The sequence below is a fragment of the Flavobacterium potami genome, assembly GCF_020026915.1.
GTDB classification, from domain to species: Bacteria; Bacteroidota; Bacteroidia; order Flavobacteriales; family Flavobacteriaceae; genus Flavobacterium; species Flavobacterium potami.
Genome location: NZ_JAINUY010000001.1, coordinates 834,347 through 854,229, shown reverse-complemented (window position 1 = coordinate 854,229; position 19,883 = coordinate 834,347). Strand labels below are relative to the sequence as shown.

Below are 19,883 nucleotides of genomic sequence, written 5' to 3'. Positions count from 1 at the left end.
AAACAAATAAGTGCAAGGGGCAGTAAATAATTTACCTATTTACTGCCCTTGCTTTCAAACAGACTTTCTAATACAAGCTATTTTTATACTCTCAAAATACCATGAAAAGAAACAAACGAATAGTGTTTCGTTACGCCATACTACTAGCGTGTGCCTTTCCTACTTATGCGCAAGTAAATGTAAATCTAAAACTTAACGTGAAACATTCCGTAGGAGGCATCTCTACTTTTGATCGTTCAAAATTCATAACAACGCATGCCAATCAAACAGAAACTGAATGGGATGGCGATAATGTTTCGCCCGATTTAAGAAATGAATTTTTAAATGGCCTAGATGTGTACCTAGGAAGAGATACAGGAGGAATTACTTATGTATTAAAAAATCAATTAAATCAAGATCCTGCCAGACCTGGTTTTGCGAATCCTACTCAAATCACTTCTCTAGGAAATTACAGTAAAAGTCAATATGCCCAAAAAACCAACCTTCATCAATACGAAAATAGAAAGAGTTTAGTTTTATGTGCTCAATTGCATCCGTTTTGGACTGGAACAGATCATCAACCCACTAATTCTGGCTGGTATTTAGCCAATGCCACTGCAACGGGTGAATATATGGGGCGTTACATCAACGCATTTAGTGGTGATGGAATTACAGGGCAAAAGAAACCCACTTATGTTGAAGTAATAAACGAACCTGATTATGACCTTTTAGGAGGATTAAAAGAATACACTAAATCGATAAAAGATATAGCCGACTTTCATAATGGTGTTGCTGATGCCATTAGAGTACAGGTCCCAAACGCTAAAATCGGGGGTTACACCAATGCCTTTCCTGAATTTGAAGTAGGAAATTTTCAGCGTTGGAACAATCGCGATAAATTATTTATGGACGTTGCCGGAAGCAAAATGGATTTTTGGTCTTTACACCTTTATGATTTTTCATCGATCAATAACGGAAAAAAACAATTGCGTTCCGGGAGCAATATTGAGGCTACTTTTGATATGATGGACCAGTATAGCGTAATGAAATTTGGTGTTACTAAACCCTATGTAATCTCAGAATACGGAGCTCAAACTCATGATTACAATAACAGTCAATGGAGTTCTTATAGAGATTGGTTGATTTTAAAAGCCATGAATTCCCAATTAATGGCTTTTCTTGAAAGACCCAATACTATTGATTTTGCTATTCCATTTGTAGTTACCAAAGCGGAATGGGGAATGTATAATGGAGTTCCATATTCTCATCGTTTGATGCGAAAAGCAAATGAACCAGCGAGTTATACCGGACAATGGGTTTATACGGACTTGGTAAAATTTTATCAATTATGGAAAAATGTTAAAGGTACACGAGTATATAGTAAGACGGATAATTTAGATGTTTTAACCAATACCTATATCGATGGTAATAAGGCTTATGTGATTCTAAACAATTTAAACTTCCAAGCAACTAAAGTAAACTTAAACCTTTTTAACATCAACAATACTGCCATTACAAGCATTAACAAAAAACAATTAACTCTTATAAATAACTTCGCTACACTAGAAGAAAGTACTGTGCCATCACCACTAACATCAGTTACACTAGGTGCCGAATCAACTATTATTTTAGAGTATACCTTTGCCAATGCCATAACAATTAATGAAACTTGCGACGAAACTAAATATTTTGCAACGACCTATTTGCAACCTATTAGCGCAAATCAGCCTATTAATTTTAGTGTAAATGGCGTTCAGAAAAGCACTTATGGAGATGCCGTATTAAGAATTGGTTTAGGAAGAGATCATGGACAATCTTTAAGTCCGATTGTCAAAGTGAACAATACTATTATCCCTGTGCCAACTAACTTCCGCGGTTATGACCAAGCAGAAAGAGATCGATTTTTTGGCGTTCTAGAAATTCCAGTGCCTTATAATCTTGTTACTGCAAATAATCAAATAGCAGTACAATTACCTGACACAGGTGGTCATGTGAGTTCAGTAGCATTACAAGTATATAATTTTAGTACTAATCTGTTATCAGTAGATCCAAAAACTTTCGAAAACGACAATACAATAACAATTTATCCTAATCCAGTTATTGACACCCTAACAATCAAAAATACGTATGCAAACGAATCAAACTCGACTGCAATGATATATGATGGTGCTGGGAAATTAGTAAAAAAAGAAATCCTTAGTAGTGCTAGAATTAATGTGAGTTCACTTTCAGAAGGGATTTATTATATCGTTTTTTTAAAAGAAAACAAGAAAATAGGGGCAGCAAAGTTTATTAAAAAGTAAAACACTCAATACTTTCTGTCCAGAACCATTTAGTTATCCCCTTCCCCTTAACTAAGAACTATTTGCATGATTTTTTCAAGCGTTTAACGAGTATAATAAAAAAACTTATAATTCATGGGAAATGTTTATATAAATAGTAGTTTACTTTCATTATAGTCTAGTTTTTGTCGAGTAACAAATTTACTTAAAAGAAAATTTAAACAATAATCTTACGAAAGAATAAAAGCATATACGCCATGCTTTTCTCAAAATATTAACAACTAAAACAAAAAAACCATGAAAAAAATTACATTATTATTAATTATGTTTGGCTTAAGTATAAGCACTACAAATTTGACTGCACAAGTTTATTATTCTACAACAATGAACGGAGGCAATACCTATGTTTCTATGCCAGGTAGCTTTGCTGGTTATGCCTGGGGCGGAATTCCTAACTATACTTTTGATAATACAACTGCCAAAACAATAACTATTGAAATTACTAATTTTGACGCTACTAATCCTTCAGTTGGTAATACTATATATATAAATTTCTCTAGATCTGGTTTCGGAATAGCACCATTGGGTTGGGGTTCAGATAATTTAACTGTTTTAAAAACTTTATCCGCAGCAGACTTTACCAATGGAGCCGCAACTGTTGTTATCAGTTTACCTACTGGCACATTACCTATAGCTGAAACTCCTGGCTATGTACAAGGATATAATTATATTCTGCAAATTGTTGGATCTAATCCTTCAACCGATCAAAATTATGTAAATTACGTAGTAGGTGTAACGGAAACTTTAAGTACAAAAAAAACAAACAGAAACACTGTCGCTTTTTACCCAAATCCAGCTACTGAAGTAGTTACTTTTAATGCTGACTTAGAAACTAAAACTTATAAAGTCTTAAGTATGTCAGGTGCCCTAGTAAAAGAAACAGCAGCAACTAGTTCATTAAATGTATCGGATTTATCTAAAGGAACCTATATCATCGCTACAGATGCAGGTTCTGGAAAATTAATAAAAGAATAATTTCTAAATTGGTCTTTAACCACATAGCTCTGATTCGGTAATTAGAACTAAGAGGTTAAAGACAATTTGGTTTTAAAATAAAATAGCGAAATTCTAAACTACTTAAAAAATAGCACTTCATTCATTTGTCAAAAAGTGCTTAAAATTAACAAAACCAATTTTGTACTACTAAACTATAAATATAATAATCCTAAAATACGAAGCGAAATTCTTATATTTTCAACAATAAAAAAATATCCTTTTAGGATTAATTAGTTAAATTAAATAAAATGATTTTTAAACACGCCCTTACAGAAAAAACAAAATTTTTACTTATAGCTATAACATCTCTAGTGTATCTATGTAGTTGTAGCAGCAATAGTTCTGAGTCAGACATTATTCCTGATTACTCCAAACCTACAGCTCAAGACGATGTCCTTGTTGTTGATGAAAACAGCAGCACTGGAACTTCCAATCAGGTAAATGTTTCTTTAAATGATAATATCGGTCAAGATGGAGGTAAAGGAGATGATTATAGCCTATTATCTACTGCTAGCAACGGTACTGTAATAGAAGTTAAAGACGGTATTTTTGAATATGTTCCAAAAATAAATTTTTACGGATCCGATAGTTTTTCGTATACCTTAACAGATAAAAATGGAGACAAAGCAACTGCAAAAGTAAACATAACGATTAATACCCTAATTAAAGGCCCCACTGCAGAAGATTTCAAAAACATAGATCCAAATTATCCTTCATTTGTTTCAATTACAAATACAACTCCATCTGACATGAAATGGGTGAAGCAGGAAGACATGTCTGATGAATTTACAGCTTGGGATGCTACAAAATGGTATAAATCTACATGGAATTACGGTATACCCGTTTTCATGTCAACATCAAATAGCAACTCTGGTGTTACTGATGGTAATTTATGGATAAAAGCAACTTTAAACGAGAGTAATCCTGATGGAAGATGGTTTCAAACTGCTAGAATACATTCAAGAACTAAAATTAGCTATCCAATGTATACTGAAGCAAGAATAAAATCGGCTCATATTTCTGCATATAATACCTATTGGTTAAACAATGGAGACTCTTATAATAGGAATGAAATCGACATTATTGAGAATAATTCAAAACCATCATGCGGTTGTCAACCCAATTTTCCCACCCAAATGAATTCACAATATTTTCATGCTGATTCGGGAAAAACGCCAGGAGAAATTAGAAATTATGGAAACTTCAATCAAAGTGGTTTACTAGACGTAAATCCGTTGAAAGATGTAAAATGGAATGAAGATTACCATACGTTTGGAGTATGGTGGAAAGATTCCAAAAATATTCAGTTCTATTTAGATGGTGAGCCTGCTGGTAGCGTGGTGGTAGGTGTAGACAAATCTGGAAAAACCTATACCGATCGCGAGTTTACTAGAGATTTAGAAATCATTTTTGATTTATGGACGGCTGATGAAACGTGGTTAGGCGGATTAGCTTCAAAATCAGATCTGAATGATAATAGTATCAATACCATGAAAGTGGATTGGGTTAGAACTTGGAAACTTGAAAAAGACTGAGCGCTCATTCTTTGTCTTTTTCTTGTCAAAAGAAAGTCAACCATATTGCCTAATTTATCTAACAGACATTATTGAGAATAATTCAAAACCATCATGCGGTTATCAACCCAATTTTCCCACCCAAATGAATCCACAATATTTTCATGCTGATTCGGGAAAAACGCCAGGAGAAATTAGAAATTATGGAAACTTCAATCAAAGTGGTTTACTAGACGTAAATCCGTTGAAAGATGTAAATTGGAATGAAGATTACCATACGTTTGGAGTATGGTGGAAAGATTCCAAAAATATTCAGTTCCATTTAGATGGTGAGCCTGCTGGTAGAGTGGTGGTAGGTGTAGACAAATCTGGAAAAACCTTTACTGGACTTGATACTATTTCTGCGACAAAAAGTTAAGGTGGCCTCAATGAAAATTAAGAAAAACGAATTATCTACTTGAACTGAAATGAATCTTCTTTCTGACACAAAAAGCCAATATAATTCAATTCTATTTAAATTACTTAAAAGGTAATAAAATATTTGTCGCAGTTTGTAATAAAAAGGTTTACTTTTGTATTAGAATCAATTAAGAATTACAACTTAAATTTAAACGGATAATTTGCTCCGGAACTTTTCAAAATGCATAAAAACGCATAAAAAGTCCGTGGCAGAATCGTGGCGCAAAACAGAAAAAATATTAGAAATGCAGTATAAAAGCGGGACGCAGAATTTTTGTTCGAATCCCTCTTTCACCGCGGTTGACTTAAAAGGAAACTTTTCAAAAGTCTTCAAAAAGCCAAAATTTATGGCAGCCCTGTATTTAAAAAATTTATAATATATTTGTTAAACACAAAGAATAATAGAACTGCATGTTAATTCGTTAATTTTTAAAGTTTTGTGCATGATTTAATATTGAAATAGTAAAAATTGAATTTGGTGCAAAATCGGTGCACAGAGGTTCAAGACATAAATAAAAGTGGCATTGACAGCGGTTTCAAGCTTAAAGTTCGAATCCTGCTCTCCCCACCAAAAGGGTAAAAGAAGCCGAAACGAAAGTTTTTCAATCTTTTCAAAAACCCCTAAAAAACGTGGTAAAGCCTGCAAATCGTAAGATTCGCAGGCTTTTTTCATTTATGCTGCTTTTCATATTTTTTAAAACCGCTCAAAATCTCTATGGCAGAATCGTGGCACTTTTGGTTTCCACGAAAAACTGCCACAGAAATTGAATAAATCCCTTATAAACAAAGGGGTTAACGAGGTTAACGACTTGCTTTTTTGACGCTATAATTCTACATTTATTAATCTAAAAAGACTGAATTATGTTAGAAAACAGTTTTGGGTTAGTTTTCTTTATGAAAATAACCAGTAATGACAAAAGAATTAGAACGGTTTACTTTAGAATAACCGTAGACAGCATCCCTAAAGAAGCATCAACCAAACGCAAATGGGAGTATTCAAGATGGGACCAAAAAACCGAACGAGCGGTTGGCTCTAAAGAAGATGCAAAGTCTTTAAACTTCTTTCTTGATTCACTGACAATTAAAATCAATGAAATCAAAACTGAAATGCTCTACAGCGGAAAACATATAACTGCTGAAAAAATCATGGATCAAATTCTTGGAAGAACAGCACCAAAAATCAAGGTTCTGGAAGAATTTCAAAAGCATAATGACGAAATGAAGGCTCTTCTAGGAAAAGGATATGCAAAAGGCACTCTTGACAGGTTTACCATTACTAAAAACCATTTAACTGCTTTTATTAAATTCAAGTTTAAAAAAGAGGATGTTGAATTTGCGGATTTGAATCTCGAATTTGTTAAAGACTTTGAGTTTTATCTTAGAACAGTGCGAGACTGCAGCAATAACACTACACTAAAATACATTGCAAATTTCAAAAAGATTGTAATCCGCGCGATTGATAAGGAATTAATCACAAAGGATCCTTTTAAGAACTTTAAGGGGCGAAAAACAAAACTGGTAAAGAAACCGCTTACCACTCAGGAACTGTATGAACTGGAAAGGCATTATTTTACTACTGACAGGCTTAATGTTGTCAGGGACGTATTTGTATTCCAATGTTACACTGGACTGGCTTACATAGATGCTTACCAATTAAAGAAAAGTGATATCAAAGAAGGCATTGACGGAAATCTTTGGATTATGTCCGAAAGACAGAAAACAAACTCAACAACCAATGTCCCGCTGCTCCCTCAGGCACTTAAAATCATTGAGAAATATAAAGAACATAAGCTATGCATTCAGCGCGGAACTGTACTGCCTGTCTCATCCAATCAGAAAATGAATGAGTACTTGAAAGAAGTGGCAGTTTTATGCGGATTTCCATTTACTTTAAATACTCACATCGCGCGCCGCACTTTTGGAAGCACCGTTACATTAAACAATAATGTTCCTATAAATGTAGTTAAAGAACTACTGGGCCACGCATCAGTAAAACAGACTGAAGCATACGCCATAACTGAACAGGCAACAATCGGCCGTGAAATGTCAATTCTAAATAAAAAACTCAATAAAACTGAGCCTAAAATGTCTAAGCCGGACTTGGCAGTTCTCAGTAGACTGGAAAAAGAAATCCAGGCAATCAAAAAGAAATACAACATTTCTTCTTGATAAATATTTTTAAGACATATTCAAACTTAAAAGAGGCTATCTCAAATATTTTGAGATAGCCTCTTTTTACATAGTTTTACTTCGCTCCTATAGCCAGGATGATACGAAGGGGTATACTTAACGTATCCTAGATCCTGAAGTTGTTTAAAATACTTATGATAAGTTGGCAGAGTGTTCACATGGGATAACTCCATAATTTTACTGCGACTTACTTTTATTCTCCTCCTCTGCCCCTGCCTGTATCCTAACCCTAGTATAGCTGTCAAAATTGACAGGTGCCAAACATTTAGTTTGGGATCATTAGCGTACATACACAAAAAGCTCATTATATGGCTTTCTTTTAATCTATTAATCTTTGTCATCGCTAAAGAGTTTTTGAATATCTTCCCTGTTATAATAATAAGATCCAAGCACCTTTTTAAAACGTACTTTTTGCGAGGTTCTAAGATTCTGCACCGAGCCTGCAGAAATATCAAGCAGCCTACGGACAGCTTTACTTTTCAGCCACTCAGATTCCCGCTCAAAATTTTTTGGCTGAAATGCTTCCGCAACAGCAGTACGCACTGTATCGGTCATGAAAAGCCCGAACTGTCTTAAATCATCTTTCGTTATAAATTCTTCCATAAAATTCTGGTTTTACTCATTATAATATTTGATCATCTACTTTAAAACAAAACTCTGTCTACTTTCAATTTTTTCAGTACAACTTATTCCAAGTGAAAATAAATACTGCTCCTTCTGTTCTTATTCTTTGTAGGCACATAAATCAAATAACCGTACTCATCCAATTCACGCATACATTTTTGATAGGTTTTGTGAGACATGATCTTAGAAATACTCTGGATTTCTATGCTGTAAGCCTGAATAGGATTTACAAAATCTTTGCTTGCACGAAATTGAAGCAAGGCGGCAAAAATAGCAATGTGAGTTGTGCTGATTCTGAAGTCATTTTCGATTGCCTGAAAAAATCCCGATAAAAGATTAAGATTTTCCATAACTGTATAAGATAAATAAACATCACATATGATGAGATTTTTTTGCGGTCTGCAACTCAATATTTTGCTGCGGCTTTAGCAGCGGACTAATTTTACAGCCGTTTTTAATTTCCGCCAGACTAAGTTTCTGCATCCTGTCGTTATAAAAATTCAAGGTTTTAAAGCGTGGATTTGCTTCCAAAAAAACCTTCATTTCTCTCCCTTGTATCATAAGAAGAACTTCTTCCCTCCTCCCCTTTTTCAAAGAATCGGCCAGGGATTCGAATGTTTCGTAATCATCATTTTTAAGAGGAACTGTTCTTAAAGCATTGCTAACATTGTAGCCATATGCCTGTGGAAATTCATGCATTAGATAATTTTCATTAAGGTCTTTATCATTAAAGTTAAATTGTTTCCAAGTCCCGCTTTTAAGCACTGCTCTTCCTGCCAGCATTTCATATGCCTCTGCCGCATTAAAACTCTCAGTTTTTTCATTCTTGAAATAATGCGTACTTCGGCTGGACGGTGATGAATCATTGTGAAGTATTGACCTGAATCCATCAAACTGGTAAGCTCCCTGCGAATCTTTTACAAATTGAAGTGAATGTTCAAGTCTTTCATTCTCTGAGATGTGATAAGAAACAGGAATAGAAAAATTTAACTGCTGCTCCTGCATATGCTCCAATACTTTGCCATAAGCCACATGAAAACCGCTTTTTATAAGCTGTTCCTCTAAAGTTTTCTTGTTTAATTCCAAATCTTTAAGATAATCCTGTTTATCTATCCTTTCAAAAACAACAGAACTAAGCACTTCATTTAAAAGCCGGACAATGATATTAGGATAGACTTGATGCTTCAATTTATTAAATTCATGCTTAAGAAACCTTAAAGTTATTTTTTCATCTACGCCTTTCGTCTTTTTATATTTAAAAAGGAGCATCTTAAAAAATTTCAGTTTCTCTATGCCAAAAGAGCGTTCTATCTGCGGGCTGTTCTGAAATAAAAATTTTAATTTTTCTTCCTTGGACTGCCAGACTTTTATCTCATTTTCTACTCGATTGTTTTCAGAAGACATAACTCAGTTTTAATTTATTTAAGCACCTTAAACCGATCTGCCCGCTTTTTTTGAACGGGAATTACTTTTTTTTTCTTTCTGAGAGGTCTCATCGGAATTGTCAGCCAGGTCTGCGCTCTTTCCTTTGGACTGCGACTGCTTCTCGTTCTTGCTTTCACGGTCATTTATTCTCTGCAGAGAAGAATCATAAACCTTAATAGTCTTAAACTGGGGATTAGCTTCCACAAACTGTTTTCTCTCCTCTCCTCCCACCACAAAAGTTACGGACTGCAGATTGCCTTTTTTCAGAGAGTTCATCAGATCTTCCTTGTACTGAGGTGTCAGAAGTTCTTTTATCGAATGCTTTTCCAGCGAAGCTTCCAGATCATATCCATAGTTCTGATGATAATGCTGAAGTTTGAAATTTCCACGGTCGTCACTTTCTTTGAAGTCCATACGAATCCAGCAATTATAGGCTTCACCGTCCTTATTCTTTAAATCCTTATTGACCGATCTGCCCTCCATCAAATTATACGCCTCTTTGAGAGTGATGCTGGTATTATCATTATTAATATAAAAAGTCTGTTCCAATCCCGGCTTATTATCCTCTTTCTGGAGATTAACCTGATAGCTATTGAAAAAATACATATCGCTCTGGTCGGACTTTTTAAAATTCAGTTCAACGGTTACTGTATCTTTGTTAGGGACACCATTGTTCATAATACCGGTATGCATCAATTTAAAGTCCTTATCCCCTTTCTGGATATTCTCTCTTAATTCAGCATCAAAAGTTTCTCCGAATCCAGTATATTTTAACTGGTCTTTCAGATACTGTACATTTTTCTCGTTCATGATATTCACATTTAAAATTAGTACTGATTATAAGTTACCCAGTATTTCAAGATTTACCAGGTGCCTGTTTTTTATATTAAGTTCAAGATTCCTGTCTCCATTTTTCTCAAAGACCTGCATTGTGAATTTCTTCTTTTCCGGTATCGTAAATTTAGATATCGCAAATACTACTGTAGTTTCTGATTTGTCGGAAATCCTGCTAAATTCTCCGGTGCATAAAAGCGGTGTCAGTTCTATTTCCTGAGCTGCAGTTCTTTTGGATTTTTTCTGGTCTCGGATAAAAAAACGAAGCTGGTCCACATCGTAATTAATTCTGGAATCATTCCCTAAAACCAATCTGAAATACATCACGTCTTGATGAATAAAAATGCCGTCAACCTTAAACTCAATTTCTGCATTTTTTGAGCCCAGTCCGCTTACCTTATTTTTCTTGGATAGAGCAAGCAGGGCATATTCTTTTATTTCTTTCTGGTTTTCGTTCTCAAGGGAAAACAGCAGCGATTTATCCTCGCCAATTCGTAATCGTGCATCCACATTTAATGTTGGACACAGATCATCAAAATTTAAAATGAAACTGTAAAGATTGCCGTCAGATGTTACAACAGTCAGGTTAGTCTGCGGAAAATTCTGCTTTCCAGCTTTAAGAAGTAGTATATTTTCCACTCCTTTAGCTTTCTGCACCAGAACATCACGGCTTCCGACATCCAGGCTTTTTACCGCATACGGAAATAAAATGCTGGTGGTTTTTGAATAGCTAAGCTGTATATTATTAAATTCGGCTTTAGCATCATACTGTGCAGAAACTGAAAAACCAGCCAGAAAAATAAATGTGATAATTAGTGTCTTTAAAATTTTCATTTTCTTTTAGTTTAAAGTTATTGTTCATTCTTTTCTTTTTCATCGTAGAGAAGCACTTTGTAACCTGCCTTGACTGCTACTTTTATCAGCTTAACTTTCCTGCTTAAAAGTGATTTGGCTGCCTCCACTCCCATTCCTGCCGCCTGAGCTCCCCAAGAATCACTGACTCCTGCCAGTCCAATACTCTGCATGGACCTGTCAGCGGATGCTTTTGCTACATCCCTGTTTATGGTTCCAGGAATGTAAATGCCTTTAATGCCGTCTATATCAAAGACGGATAGTTCAACCGGGAAAATGGAATTCTGGTATTTTATGGTATTGATCTTTATTTCAAGCCTTTCTCCCTTAAGTGACGCTGTCCCAAAAACGAAACTGTTTTTTGGAATTAGTACACCATTGATAAAAACGTCACTTGCAAGTCTGATTTTTACAATAGAACCGTTGACAATCGTCTGCGTTTCATGGACCGCTGCCTCAACTGCGTTCTGATTTTGTTCATCGTTGATTTCACCATCAAGCGAATAAAATGAATTTGCTGACTGCTCATAATTTACTTTGTTGGTCTGAAGAGAGCTCAGGTTTTGCTCTTCAGCTTTTCTGTTCACTGAAAAAACTTTTCCTTTTTGAAGCTTTGAGTTCTGACGCAGTTTTTCCTGTACACGTTCTGGGTGCTGGATATCCAGAATATTTTCCAGCATGCCGCCAAGCTGGGCAAGTTCAGGATCAGGCTCAGAAGGCGCACTCATGGCTGCCATGAGCTGTTCAAGATTTTTCAACTCGGCTGATTCACCGTGAGGCATTTTCTGGTACTGAAATTCCCTCATATCCTGACCGCTCTGATATTCTTTTGGAGGCTCCGCAATAGCTTTCTGGAGCGCTTCAAGTTTCTGGTACATCTTCTTTTCATTCTCTGGTTTTAGATAGTCTGTTTTCAGTCCGTTTTGTTTATCATTCCATGCAACCTCATCCGTATCAAAAAAACGTTTTGATTCAAGATTATCATTATCTTGCGCACCAACCGAATAATTAGGATCTTTCTTTTTTTGTTCCTGCAGTTTTATCGAATCAATTGATGCTTGGTCATAATAGCTCATTTTATCCAAACTGGAATCTTCCTTTAGTTTTGGATTTGGAAGCAGCATATTAAATCCTTTTTTTTCAGTTCCTGAAATTGGATTTTCTGTTCCTTTGCCTCCTCCAAGCACCCAGAAAAGCATGGTTATAAATGGAAGAACAAGCAGTGGAAGAACCAGCATCATACTGCGATTCTTTTTCTCTCTGGCTGAAAGTGTTTTATGTTCCATAATCTTATTTTTTATAGTTAGATGAATTAGTTGACTTGAGCTTCGGACTGATGCTAAAATCTTCAGCGATGGAATTTTGATTTTTAGACAAATCGGTTAAGTCTGCTGTATTTATCACACTGTCAATATATCTGCTGATATTGGATCTCTCAGCATATTTGTTAAATGACAGATCCAGAGAATGCATAGGGCCTCCCTCATGACTATAAGCAGGCTTAAGCACTTTTACTGCATCAATGTTCATTGATTTTTGACTTTCTGACAGAAAACCGCTCAATGCGTTATAAACACATAAAATCGTTCCAAGGGCCGCAAAAATGATTACTGAAAACTTAAGCTGTGAATTTGAAAGGTCTCTAGTCAGCCTATTCATTTTTGTTACCCACCAGAATCTCATTATCATATATGACCTTGAAGACTTTACATTTTGTCTTTGTTTTCGTATCAGACTTCTCATGGCTTTCGGTTTACTGTTCCAAGATCTTTGTTCTCAAGAGTATTGAAGCGTTCAATCAGAAAACCATGCGGATTGTTATCGCTCCTTGAAACATTTCGCAGCGTTCCTTCTGTAATCAGATTTCTGTTCAATATGCTTGTTGTCCTTATGATGTTCTGCCGGGCATAGCATTTAAAGCGGTAGGGATATTCATTAATATCAATGCAGACGCTGTCTACAATAACAGTCTGGCTTATATTTCCTGATATAATTCCCGAATAATAACCGTTTTCTTTTAAATCATCATATATGCGTTTAACAGAATTATCGGCCAGATACAAGGCCTTGGTAACATTGGCTTTAATTACTTTATCATCTGGGTCAAGGCTGAAGAAAAACTGATGGAATGTCCTGACATGATCCCTTGCTTCAACAGGTACATTATCCTTACGGTCTGATGCAAATGCCTCAAGCGCCTTTCCATTTGCGAGGATATAAACCTTGTCCTGCATCAAAGCGACGGAACTGAAACTTTTATAAATAGAATAAGAAGTTATGGCAGCGCAGCAAAGGATAACAAGCATTGTAAATCCTCTTATATGACGAAAAGCAGTATCTATATTTTTCATTTTACTAAACATAATCGAGTGCTTTTAATTTTTAGAGTTTCCCTTGAGCTTGTCACTCATGTAATTTCCTTTTTCCTCAAAATAAGGCGACGCAGCTGCTGAAGATGACATGCTCTGGCTCACTCTGCCTGCTGCATTTCCCATTGAATCCATTACCATTCCTGCTCCAGTGGCAGCACCACCTATCACTGAGGAAGTCGATCCGCCAAACAAACTTGTCACTTTCTGTCCCAATGCGCTTCCTCCAGATGCGTGCACGATATAATTGGCCACGGAGGGAACAGTAAAATACCCCACAATTCCAATAATCATGAAAATTAAGTATCCGATATCGGTCCTGCTGAAAAAAGTATCTCCCGAAGTATTAATCTGAGAGATATCCAGCCTGAGCATCTGTTCTTGAACCTTTCCGATAATACTGCCGAAAATGTTGGCAACGGGAAGCCAGAGATAAATATTTATATACCTGGCAAGCCAGACCGTCAGGGTATGCTGGAATCCGTCAAAGACTGCGATACCAAATACCAAAGGTCCTAAGATGGACAGCACCACAAGCTGGAATGTTCTGAGAGTATCAATACACAATGAAGAAGCTTCGAAGAGAATTCTCAGAATTTCGCTCAGCCATTCCTTTACAGAATTCCTGAAACTGTAAGAAGCTTTCTCCATTGCAAATTTTACATCATTTCCTATCCCTTCCATAAGTCCTTCATCAGAAGGATCTGCACCGTCATGGGTATATTTATACCATCGGTCACGGTCGCCTGTGCCCAGCACTCCGACATACATTTTCCACGGCGCACTTTCTTTGACTGCTTTTTCTTTTTCTTTCAGCAGCACCTCGATTGCTTTGTTTGATCCATCGACCATTGAAGCAGTAGCCGTAACTGTTGGTTTCATGACCCCGTTTATAAGCGATAGAACGGAAGGAAAAATCATTATGCAGAAACCGATTACAAACGGTCTGAATAGCGGATAAAAATCAATCGGTTCCGCATTGGCAATATGACGCCAGACTCTAGAAGCGATGTAGAAGACTGCAGCAAAACCTGCGAATCCCTGCCCCACTCCAATCAGATTGCTGCAAAGCGGCATCATCTCATCGTAAAGCTGTTCCAGAACTATATGAAGACTGCCAATATTATCTCCGAGTCCCTGTGCAGAAACTGCTTCAGGGAACATAAAGAGTATTAAAACTAATACGGCTGATTTGAAAATATTTATCATAAGGCCAGAGTTAATTTTTAAACTGATAACTGTTCCGCATCGCATTCACATCATTAGCTTCCTTAGAACGCTGCAGCGCAAGCACTGAAGTTGATCCGTTAAAATCATTTAGAAACAGCACCTTCAGCTGCATATCTTCATATATCTTATCTATAGCTGCAAGCCTTTCGTCATCACTCATTCTGAGTTTATCAGCTGTTACGATGGAAGTCAGTTCGTCTAAATTTCTGAGGCTTTCCCTGCTTAAATTAGAATACACTTTTTCAAAATACTGGATTTCCTGACGGCTGAACTTTTCATTTTTAATGATACGGTCTATCCCTTTTCTGCTTTCCCTCATAAGTGTAAACTGATAGTCGATTATATTCCCGACTCTTTTGTAATTCTTTACAACTGGGCTGACCTGCATCAGGGCATCCAGGAAAGCCTTATGAAGTGAAAAATTTCCCTCTGATATATCTGTGACGGCCTTATACCCTCCGCTGAGAATATCATATCCTTTTTTCATGTCGCTTAATATCTTTTTAAACTGCGACAGCTTTTCGATATTTAAAATAAGCTGCTGGATTTCAGCTGACTGTGCCTTTCCTGTAAAAGGCATAAAAAACAGAAATAGCATTGCAAAAAATATAAGTATCTTTTTCATGATTTGTTATTTTATAAGCCAAGCAGAACTTCGGCTTGTTTGACATCATTTTTTTCTCTAGCCTTTGATAATGCCAGAAGTTTAATCTCACCGCTGAATTTTTTACAGAAAGCATAATCTTCCCGCGCAGCTTCATAAAGCTTATCAATGCGTTCAATGCGTTCATCATCTTTCATTTCAAGTGATGTACTGGTTGTGATAAGAAGCAGCAAATCAAGATTGTCATCACAGCTGTCCACCAGACGCCTGAAAGTCCTTTCAAAGTATTCAAGTTCATTTCCGTGAAACAGATCATCCTGAGGGAGGCTTGCTAAAGTATTTTTATATATCTTAAAAATTTCAATCTGAAGAGTGATTATTTCAGCCACCCTGCCATATTTTTTTACTTTGGGATTAACCGATACCAGTGATATGAAATAATCGTTGTGCAGGTTCACTTCTCCCTTCTTTACATCTGATATAAAGTTAAGTCCGCTTTTAACTGCCTTATAACCTTTTGCCGCATAATCCACATAAGTTCTCAGGGCTGCTATCTGAAGCAGCAGCATCCTTCTCTGTTTTGCCTGCTGAGCCTGAAGCTGGCATGCAGATAAAAATACAGACACAAGAAGCATTATTATCTTTTTCATTAGTTTAAGAGTTGATTACGGAATTCCGTAAAATTGTTTCACTTTATTTACATCAGCGTCCGTTTTTGCCCTCTGTAAGCTGAGCAGAACATTCTGCTGGTTAAAAAGTCTCAGATCATTGTAATTTGAATCTATCTGATCCGCTGCTATATTTATAATTTCGATTCTTTTCAGATCGCTCATCTGCGTTGTGAAAGATTCGATGATTAAAAATATCTGGTCGATATTCTTCATGCTTTCTCCAAGAATTCCGTCATACACTTTTTCCATGTATTCAAGTTCGGAGATCATGAAATGGTCGTCTCTTTTAAAAAGATTCCAGGCCTTTTCATATTCGGCAATCAGGCGGGTCTGTTTTTCTGAAATTTCTTTAATTCTCTGATAATAGGTTATAATAGATTTTACCTTCTGCAGTTCGTCGTAATAATCCTTATAAAGATCACGCTGTTTTTTTGTCCAGTCCGAAATCTCATCGAGTTTCAGTTTTGAAAGCGTGTTTTCAATCTGCTTCTGTGCATTCTGAAGCCAGATGGTCTTATTCTGCATTCTCTGGATCCCCAGATCAATTGCCTTTATTACTTTCTTGGTTACTGCTTTTACAATCTCCAATATCGGCAGGGCTGCTGTCTTTTCTGCAGGTCTTGCAGGCATGCTTACTAAAAAGAAGCACATTAAAAATGTAAGAGTTTTAATTTTCATTTTTCTACTAATTTAAGTTCCGCGTCTTAATTCCTGCGCCATAGCGGCAATACCTTTTTTGATGTCTCCTCCAAATTTCTGGGCGTAGGCATTCATTTTTACTTTCTCGCTTTCCTCTGTAGTGTAGGCAAGATATTCCTCCAGAGATACTTCTGTCCTGTAAACCTTAGACAGCATTCCTCCGAGAGAAATAAAAACCTCCTTGTATTTTTTGGAAGGATCATTTGCTTTATTCACCGAAAGCACCAAAGCTTTTTCCTTGTCAGTCAGCCCAAGCAGTTCCTGAATCTGGTCAAACTTATTCTGATACTTGCTCTGGTCCAGCAGAATTTTGCAGTCGCTGTTGTTGATGATTGCCTGCTTCACTACGGGTGAAGAGATAATGTCTTCAACCTCCTGTGTCACCACTATTGCCTCGCCAAAGAACTTACGCACAGTTTTAAAAAGATACTTGATATATTCTGACATTCCTTCCTTTGTAATAGCTTTCCATGCTTCTTCAATTAGAATCATTTTTCGTATGCCTTTCAGTTTTCTCATCTTGCTGATAAATACTTCCATGATGATGATGGTCACTACAGGAAAAAGAATCGGATGGTCTTTGATGTTATCCAATTCAAATACAATAAAGCGCTCTTTTAGCAGATCAAGATTTTCAGTTGCATTGAGCAGATAGTCAAATTCTCCGCCGCTGTAATAAGGGCGAAGCACATAAAGGAAATTATTCACATCAAAATCCTTATCTTTTACATTATCACCCTGAAGAACTGTTACAAACTCCTGTTTTAAAAACTCATAAAAAGTATTGAAACAAGGAAAGATGGATTCATCCTTATCCAGTTTTTCGAAATACAGCTGCAGGGCATTGGAAAGCGCCACATATTCGCTTCTGTTAAACGTTTCATCATCTTTCTTCCACAAAGCCAGCAAAAGCGTTTTGATGCTTTCCTTTTTCTCGGTATCAAGACTGTCTCCTTCCCCGATATAAAATGGATTGAAACGAATCGGGTTCTTCTCGTCATAGGTAAAATAATAGCCGTTTACCATATCGCATAAGCCTTTATAGCTGTGCCCAACATCCACCAAGACAATATGAGTTCCCTGTTCGTAATAGCTTCTGACCATATGATTGGTAAAGAAGGATTTCCCGCTTCCAGAAGGCCCTAAGACAAACTTGTTTCGGTTAGTACAAATTCCCATTTTCACTGGCTCATCGCTGATATCCACGTGAACAGGCTTTCCCGTAAGGCGGTCTCCAAGACGTATTCCGCAGGGACTCAGTGAGGATCGGTAACCGGTCTCCATATTCAGAAAACACACAGCCTGCTCGGTAAAAGTGTCAAAAGCATCATTCATCGGAAAATCTGCTGCGTTTCCGGGAATTCCCGCCCAGTAAATCTGCGGAGCTCCAACTGTCTCCTGTTTAGCCGCCGCGTCCATCTGCGCGAGAGCAGATGACACTTTGTTTTTTATGTCTTTGAGTTCTTCTTTTTCGGATGTCCACGCAAGAACATTAAAATGCGCTTTCACAGGCAGGCGCTGCTGTGCGATAGCTTCGTTCAAAAAATCGTTAGTTGCGTCCCTTGCAATCATATTTTCCCTGCTGTATGCTGAAAGTGACTGAAGCCGCAATCTTTTACTCTCCAGTTTTTGGATTGTCTTCTGTGCATCTTCAATGAAAATATACTGGTTGTATATATGATTGCAGGACAGCAGCTGGCCGAGTGTTGAAGCAAATCCGATGCTGAACTTTGTCTTATCAGTTGAGTAACGGTCAAAATTGATTCTAGAACCGCAGAGCGCCGGCAGATCAGCGGCATCTCCAAGCGTAAAAAGCTGGCTGTGCTTATCCCCTATCTGCATCCCGTCCGAAAACTTGAGATCATTATAGATATACGAATTTTCATTTTCAGAAAGAAAACAATACTTTTCAATAAGGCCTGTGTTTCTGCTCTGGCTTTTCAACTCATCATTTCGAAGTCTTCTCAGCCTTATGAACCCGCTGTCTTCCATGATTCTTTTAAACTGGCCTGTACTGTCAATGAAGTCCTGAAGGAACTGCATAGTGAGTGTTTCATCAGGTACAAGATTATTTCTTATAAGATTAGAAAATAACGAACTGGAATTTTTCCTTCCTGCTGGTTTCTTGGTAATCATGATATAACAGGAATGATCAAGAAAGGCTCTCTCATTAAAAAAACGCTCACTGCTTCTGGTTAAAAAACTGCTGTCTTCATTATCAAAATCTGCTTTATAGCTGCTTTCTAAAAACCAGTCCTGTTTATGAAAAACTGTGAACTTCGGCAGAATTTTTATCGCCTTTATCCATGACTGGTGAAACGCCTCATATTCCTGGTCCGACATTGTAAAAATTTCCGGCAGATCCGCCTTAAAAACCACTGTTAAATCACCCTGCTTTGATAAAATGCAGTCATGCTGCACGTCCATAATAGGTAAAACATCATCTAACTCCTTTTCCATTTTTCTTAGTTTTACTAATCTTCATAGTTTTCATATAGAGACTTCTGGCGGTATTTAAAATATGGAGCCCAAGATTTGGATCCACACAGTTGCGAAGCACCTGCCTTTTGTTTCTAATATTGGATCCCTTTAAGCAGAAACCTAACGACTCTTCAAGTTCAGGAATCTGTGCGTAACGTATTTTAATCACCGTCTGTGAATCAGATTCTGGAATCGGAAAATTGGACCAGAAAAGATGACGCTGCAGAACAGCATCAGGTTCGATAAGCACAGTATAATAAGGTTTGACATTTTCAACGGCCCATAAACACTCAGCATTATGCTTCAGAAATAAAATTTCCTGATACAGTCTCATGTCGGGAAATACAGCAGGAGTTCCTCGGTATCTCACGCAGATATTCTGCCGGAAAGAGGAATGTGACTGGCATGGCGGTGATGACCAGATAAAATCAAATTCTTTATAATGATCCAAAAGATACTGGTGTGCATCGCCTACAATCACTTTATCATTTGGAAAGTTCTGCGCGTACAAAGCTGCCAGTGCAGGGTCCAGCTCAACTGCCGTAACGGATACGTCATGCCAGTTTTTTCTGTTTCCGCCAATTCCGGCATATAAGTTTAAGACCTTCATAATC

20 protein-coding genes are annotated in these 19,883 nt (G+C 36.9%); 5 read left to right on the top strand and 15 right to left on the bottom strand.

Annotated elements, in window-relative coordinates:
* Nucleotides 1-101: 101 nt before the first annotated feature.
* From K6T82_RS03715 to K6T82_RS03700, 4 genes are all read left to right on the top strand, one after another.
* On the top strand, nt 102-2,282 hold the full coding sequence (locus K6T82_RS03715) for a T9SS type A sorting domain-containing protein (protein WP_144219270.1): 2,181 nt from the start codon (nt 102-104) through the stop codon (nt 2,280-2,282).
* Nucleotides 2,283-2,558: 276 nt separating this feature from the next.
* Nucleotides 2,559-3,296, top strand: coding sequence for a T9SS type A sorting domain-containing protein (locus K6T82_RS03710; RefSeq protein ID WP_144219269.1), 738 nt, complete (start codon nt 2,559-2,561; stop codon nt 3,294-3,296).
* A gap of 269 nt (nt 3,297-3,565) precedes the next feature.
* A complete protein-coding gene (locus tag K6T82_RS03705; RefSeq protein ID WP_144219268.1) occupies nt 3,566-4,852 on the top strand; it encodes an Ig-like domain-containing protein in 1,287 nt (428 codons plus the stop codon).
* Between the two features lie 124 nt (nt 4,853-4,976).
* Nucleotides 4,977-5,249, top strand: coding sequence for a hypothetical protein (locus K6T82_RS03700; protein WP_144219267.1), 273 nt, complete (start codon nt 4,977-4,979; stop codon nt 5,247-5,249).
* A gap of 489 nt (nt 5,250-5,738) precedes the next feature.
* Here K6T82_RS03700 and K6T82_RS03695 read toward each other — a convergent pair whose 3' ends face one another.
* Entirely contained in the window at nt 5,739-5,963 is a 225-nt protein-coding gene (locus K6T82_RS03695) for a hypothetical protein (protein ID WP_223704645.1), read from the bottom strand.
* A 188-nt stretch (nt 5,964-6,151) separates the two neighbouring features.
* Between K6T82_RS03695 and K6T82_RS03690 the strand changes: the two genes are divergently transcribed.
* Nucleotides 6,152-7,459, top strand: a complete 1,308-nt coding sequence (locus tag K6T82_RS03690; protein ID WP_223704644.1) for a site-specific integrase — start codon at nt 6,152-6,154, stop codon at nt 7,457-7,459.
* A 348-nt stretch (nt 7,460-7,807) separates the two neighbouring features.
* Here the strand turns inward: K6T82_RS03690 and K6T82_RS03685 are convergent, their stop codons facing one another.
* The 14 genes from K6T82_RS03685 to K6T82_RS03620 form a co-directional block, all read right to left on the bottom strand.
* Complete coding sequence (locus K6T82_RS03685) at nt 7,808-8,083, bottom strand: DNA-binding protein (protein ID WP_223704643.1); 276 nt, start codon at nt 8,081-8,083, stop codon at nt 7,808-7,810.
* An 83-nt stretch (nt 8,084-8,166) separates the two neighbouring features.
* Nucleotides 8,167-8,454, bottom strand: coding sequence for a hypothetical protein (locus K6T82_RS03680; protein WP_223704642.1), 288 nt, complete (start codon nt 8,452-8,454; stop codon nt 8,167-8,169).
* Between the two features lie 22 nt (nt 8,455-8,476).
* The gene (locus K6T82_RS03675) at nt 8,477-9,508 is read right to left on the bottom strand and encodes a hypothetical protein (protein ID WP_223704641.1); all 1,032 of its coding nucleotides are present in this window, start codon (nt 9,506-9,508) and stop codon (nt 8,477-8,479) included.
* A gap of 27 nt (nt 9,509-9,535) precedes the next feature.
* Entirely contained in the window at nt 9,536-10,339 is an 804-nt protein-coding gene (locus K6T82_RS03670) for a hypothetical protein (protein ID WP_223704640.1), read from the bottom strand.
* A 27-nt stretch (nt 10,340-10,366) separates the two neighbouring features.
* Nucleotides 10,367-11,197 (bottom strand): conjugative transposon protein TraN, encoded by an 831-nt coding sequence (gene traN / locus K6T82_RS03665; protein WP_223704639.1) that lies wholly within the window; start codon nt 11,195-11,197, stop codon nt 10,367-10,369.
* A gap of 17 nt (nt 11,198-11,214) precedes the next feature.
* The gene (gene traM / locus K6T82_RS03660; protein ID WP_223704638.1) at nt 11,215-12,501 is read right to left on the bottom strand and encodes a conjugative transposon protein TraM; all 1,287 of its coding nucleotides are present in this window, start codon (nt 12,499-12,501) and stop codon (nt 11,215-11,217) included.
* A 4-nt stretch (nt 12,502-12,505) separates the two neighbouring features.
* Nucleotides 12,506-12,874, bottom strand: coding sequence for a hypothetical protein (locus K6T82_RS03655; RefSeq protein WP_223704637.1), 369 nt, complete (start codon nt 12,872-12,874; stop codon nt 12,506-12,508).
* An 80-nt stretch (nt 12,875-12,954) separates the two neighbouring features.
* Nucleotides 12,955-13,566 carry a conjugative transposon protein TraK gene (gene traK / locus K6T82_RS03650; RefSeq protein ID WP_223704993.1) on the bottom strand — a complete coding sequence of 204 codons (612 nt, stop codon included), beginning with the start codon at nt 13,564-13,566 and terminating at the stop codon, nt 12,955-12,957.
* Between the two features lie 24 nt (nt 13,567-13,590).
* Nucleotides 13,591-14,748: a conjugative transposon protein TraJ gene (gene traJ, locus K6T82_RS03645; protein ID WP_223704992.1), complete on the bottom strand. Its 1,158-nt coding sequence runs from the start codon at nt 14,746-14,748 to the stop codon at nt 13,591-13,593.
* Between the two features lie 55 nt (nt 14,749-14,803).
* Complete coding sequence (locus tag K6T82_RS03640) at nt 14,804-15,439, bottom strand: TerB family tellurite resistance protein (protein ID WP_223704636.1); 636 nt, start codon at nt 15,437-15,439, stop codon at nt 14,804-14,806.
* An 11-nt stretch (nt 15,440-15,450) separates the two neighbouring features.
* Nucleotides 15,451-16,068 carry a hypothetical protein gene (locus K6T82_RS03635; protein ID WP_223704635.1) on the bottom strand — a complete coding sequence of 206 codons (618 nt, stop codon included), beginning with the start codon at nt 16,066-16,068 and terminating at the stop codon, nt 15,451-15,453.
* Nucleotides 16,069-16,083: 15 nt separating this feature from the next.
* Nucleotides 16,084-16,740 carry a conjugal transfer protein TraI gene (locus K6T82_RS03630; RefSeq protein ID WP_476702580.1) on the bottom strand — a complete coding sequence of 219 codons (657 nt, stop codon included), beginning with the start codon at nt 16,738-16,740 and terminating at the stop codon, nt 16,084-16,086.
* A 39-nt stretch (nt 16,741-16,779) separates the two neighbouring features.
* Nucleotides 16,780-19,248 (bottom strand): TraG family conjugative transposon ATPase, encoded by a 2,469-nt coding sequence (locus tag K6T82_RS03625; protein ID WP_223704633.1) that lies wholly within the window; start codon nt 19,246-19,248, stop codon nt 16,780-16,782.
* A complete protein-coding gene (locus K6T82_RS03620; RefSeq protein ID WP_223704632.1) occupies nt 19,229-19,879 on the bottom strand; it encodes a DNA cytosine methyltransferase in 651 nt (216 codons plus the stop codon). Before K6T82_RS03620 ends, K6T82_RS03625 begins: the two co-directional genes overlap by 20 nt.
* Between the last annotated feature and the right edge of the window lie 4 nt (nt 19,880-19,883).

Bases quoted from the DNA above. Each gene is read 5' to 3' on its own strand.
- K6T82_RS03680 (WP_223704642.1), bottom strand. From the start codon at position 8,454: ATGGAAAATCTTAATCTTTTATCGGGATTTTTTCAGGCAATCGAAAAT.
- K6T82_RS03685 (WP_223704643.1), bottom strand. From the start codon at position 8,083: ATGGAAGAATTTATAACGAAAGATGATTTAAGACAGTTCGGGCTTTTC.
- K6T82_RS03695 (WP_223704645.1), bottom strand. From the start codon at position 5,963: ATGAAAAAAGCCTGCGAATCTTACGATTTGCAGGCTTTACCACGTTTT.
- K6T82_RS03705 (WP_144219268.1), top strand. From the start codon at position 3,566: ATGATTTTTAAACACGCCCTTACAGAAAAAACAAAATTTTTACTTATA.
- K6T82_RS03675 (WP_223704641.1), bottom strand. From the start codon at position 9,508: ATGTCTTCTGAAAACAATCGAGTAGAAAATGAGATAAAAGTCTGGCAG.
- traN (WP_223704639.1), bottom strand. From the start codon at position 11,197: ATGAAAATTTTAAAGACACTAATTATCACATTTATTTTTCTGGCTGGT.
- K6T82_RS03635 (WP_223704635.1), bottom strand. From the start codon at position 16,068: ATGAAAAAGATAATAATGCTTCTTGTGTCTGTATTTTTATCTGCATGC.
- K6T82_RS03690 (WP_223704644.1), top strand. From the start codon at position 6,152: ATGTTAGAAAACAGTTTTGGGTTAGTTTTCTTTATGAAAATAACCAGT.
- K6T82_RS03700 (WP_144219267.1), top strand. From the start codon at position 4,977: ATGAATCCACAATATTTTCATGCTGATTCGGGAAAAACGCCAGGAGAA.
- traM (WP_223704638.1), bottom strand. From the start codon at position 12,501: ATGGAACATAAAACACTTTCAGCCAGAGAGAAAAAGAATCGCAGTATG.
- K6T82_RS03625 (WP_223704633.1), bottom strand. From the start codon at position 19,248: ATGGAAAAGGAGTTAGATGATGTTTTACCTATTATGGACGTGCAGCAT.
- K6T82_RS03630 (WP_476702580.1), bottom strand. From the start codon at position 16,740: ATGTGCTTCTTTTTAGTAAGCATGCCTGCAAGACCTGCAGAAAAGACA.
- K6T82_RS03715 (WP_144219270.1), top strand. From the start codon at position 102: ATGAAAAGAAACAAACGAATAGTGTTTCGTTACGCCATACTACTAGCG.
- K6T82_RS03640 (WP_223704636.1), bottom strand. From the start codon at position 15,439: ATGAAAAAGATACTTATATTTTTTGCAATGCTATTTCTGTTTTTTATG.
- traK (WP_223704993.1), bottom strand. From the start codon at position 13,566: ATGAAAAATATAGATACTGCTTTTCGTCATATAAGAGGATTTACAATG.
- K6T82_RS03620 (WP_223704632.1), bottom strand. From the start codon at position 19,879: ATGAAGGTCTTAAACTTATATGCCGGAATTGGCGGAAACAGAAAAAAC.
- K6T82_RS03710 (WP_144219269.1), top strand. From the start codon at position 2,559: ATGAAAAAAATTACATTATTATTAATTATGTTTGGCTTAAGTATAAGC.
- traJ (WP_223704992.1), bottom strand. From the start codon at position 14,748: ATGTTCCCTGAAGCAGTTTCTGCACAGGGACTCGGAGATAATATTGGC.
- K6T82_RS03655 (WP_223704637.1), bottom strand. From the start codon at position 12,874: ATGAATAGGCTGACTAGAGACCTTTCAAATTCACAGCTTAAGTTTTCA.
- K6T82_RS03670 (WP_223704640.1), bottom strand. From the start codon at position 10,339: ATGAACGAGAAAAATGTACAGTATCTGAAAGACCAGTTAAAATATACT.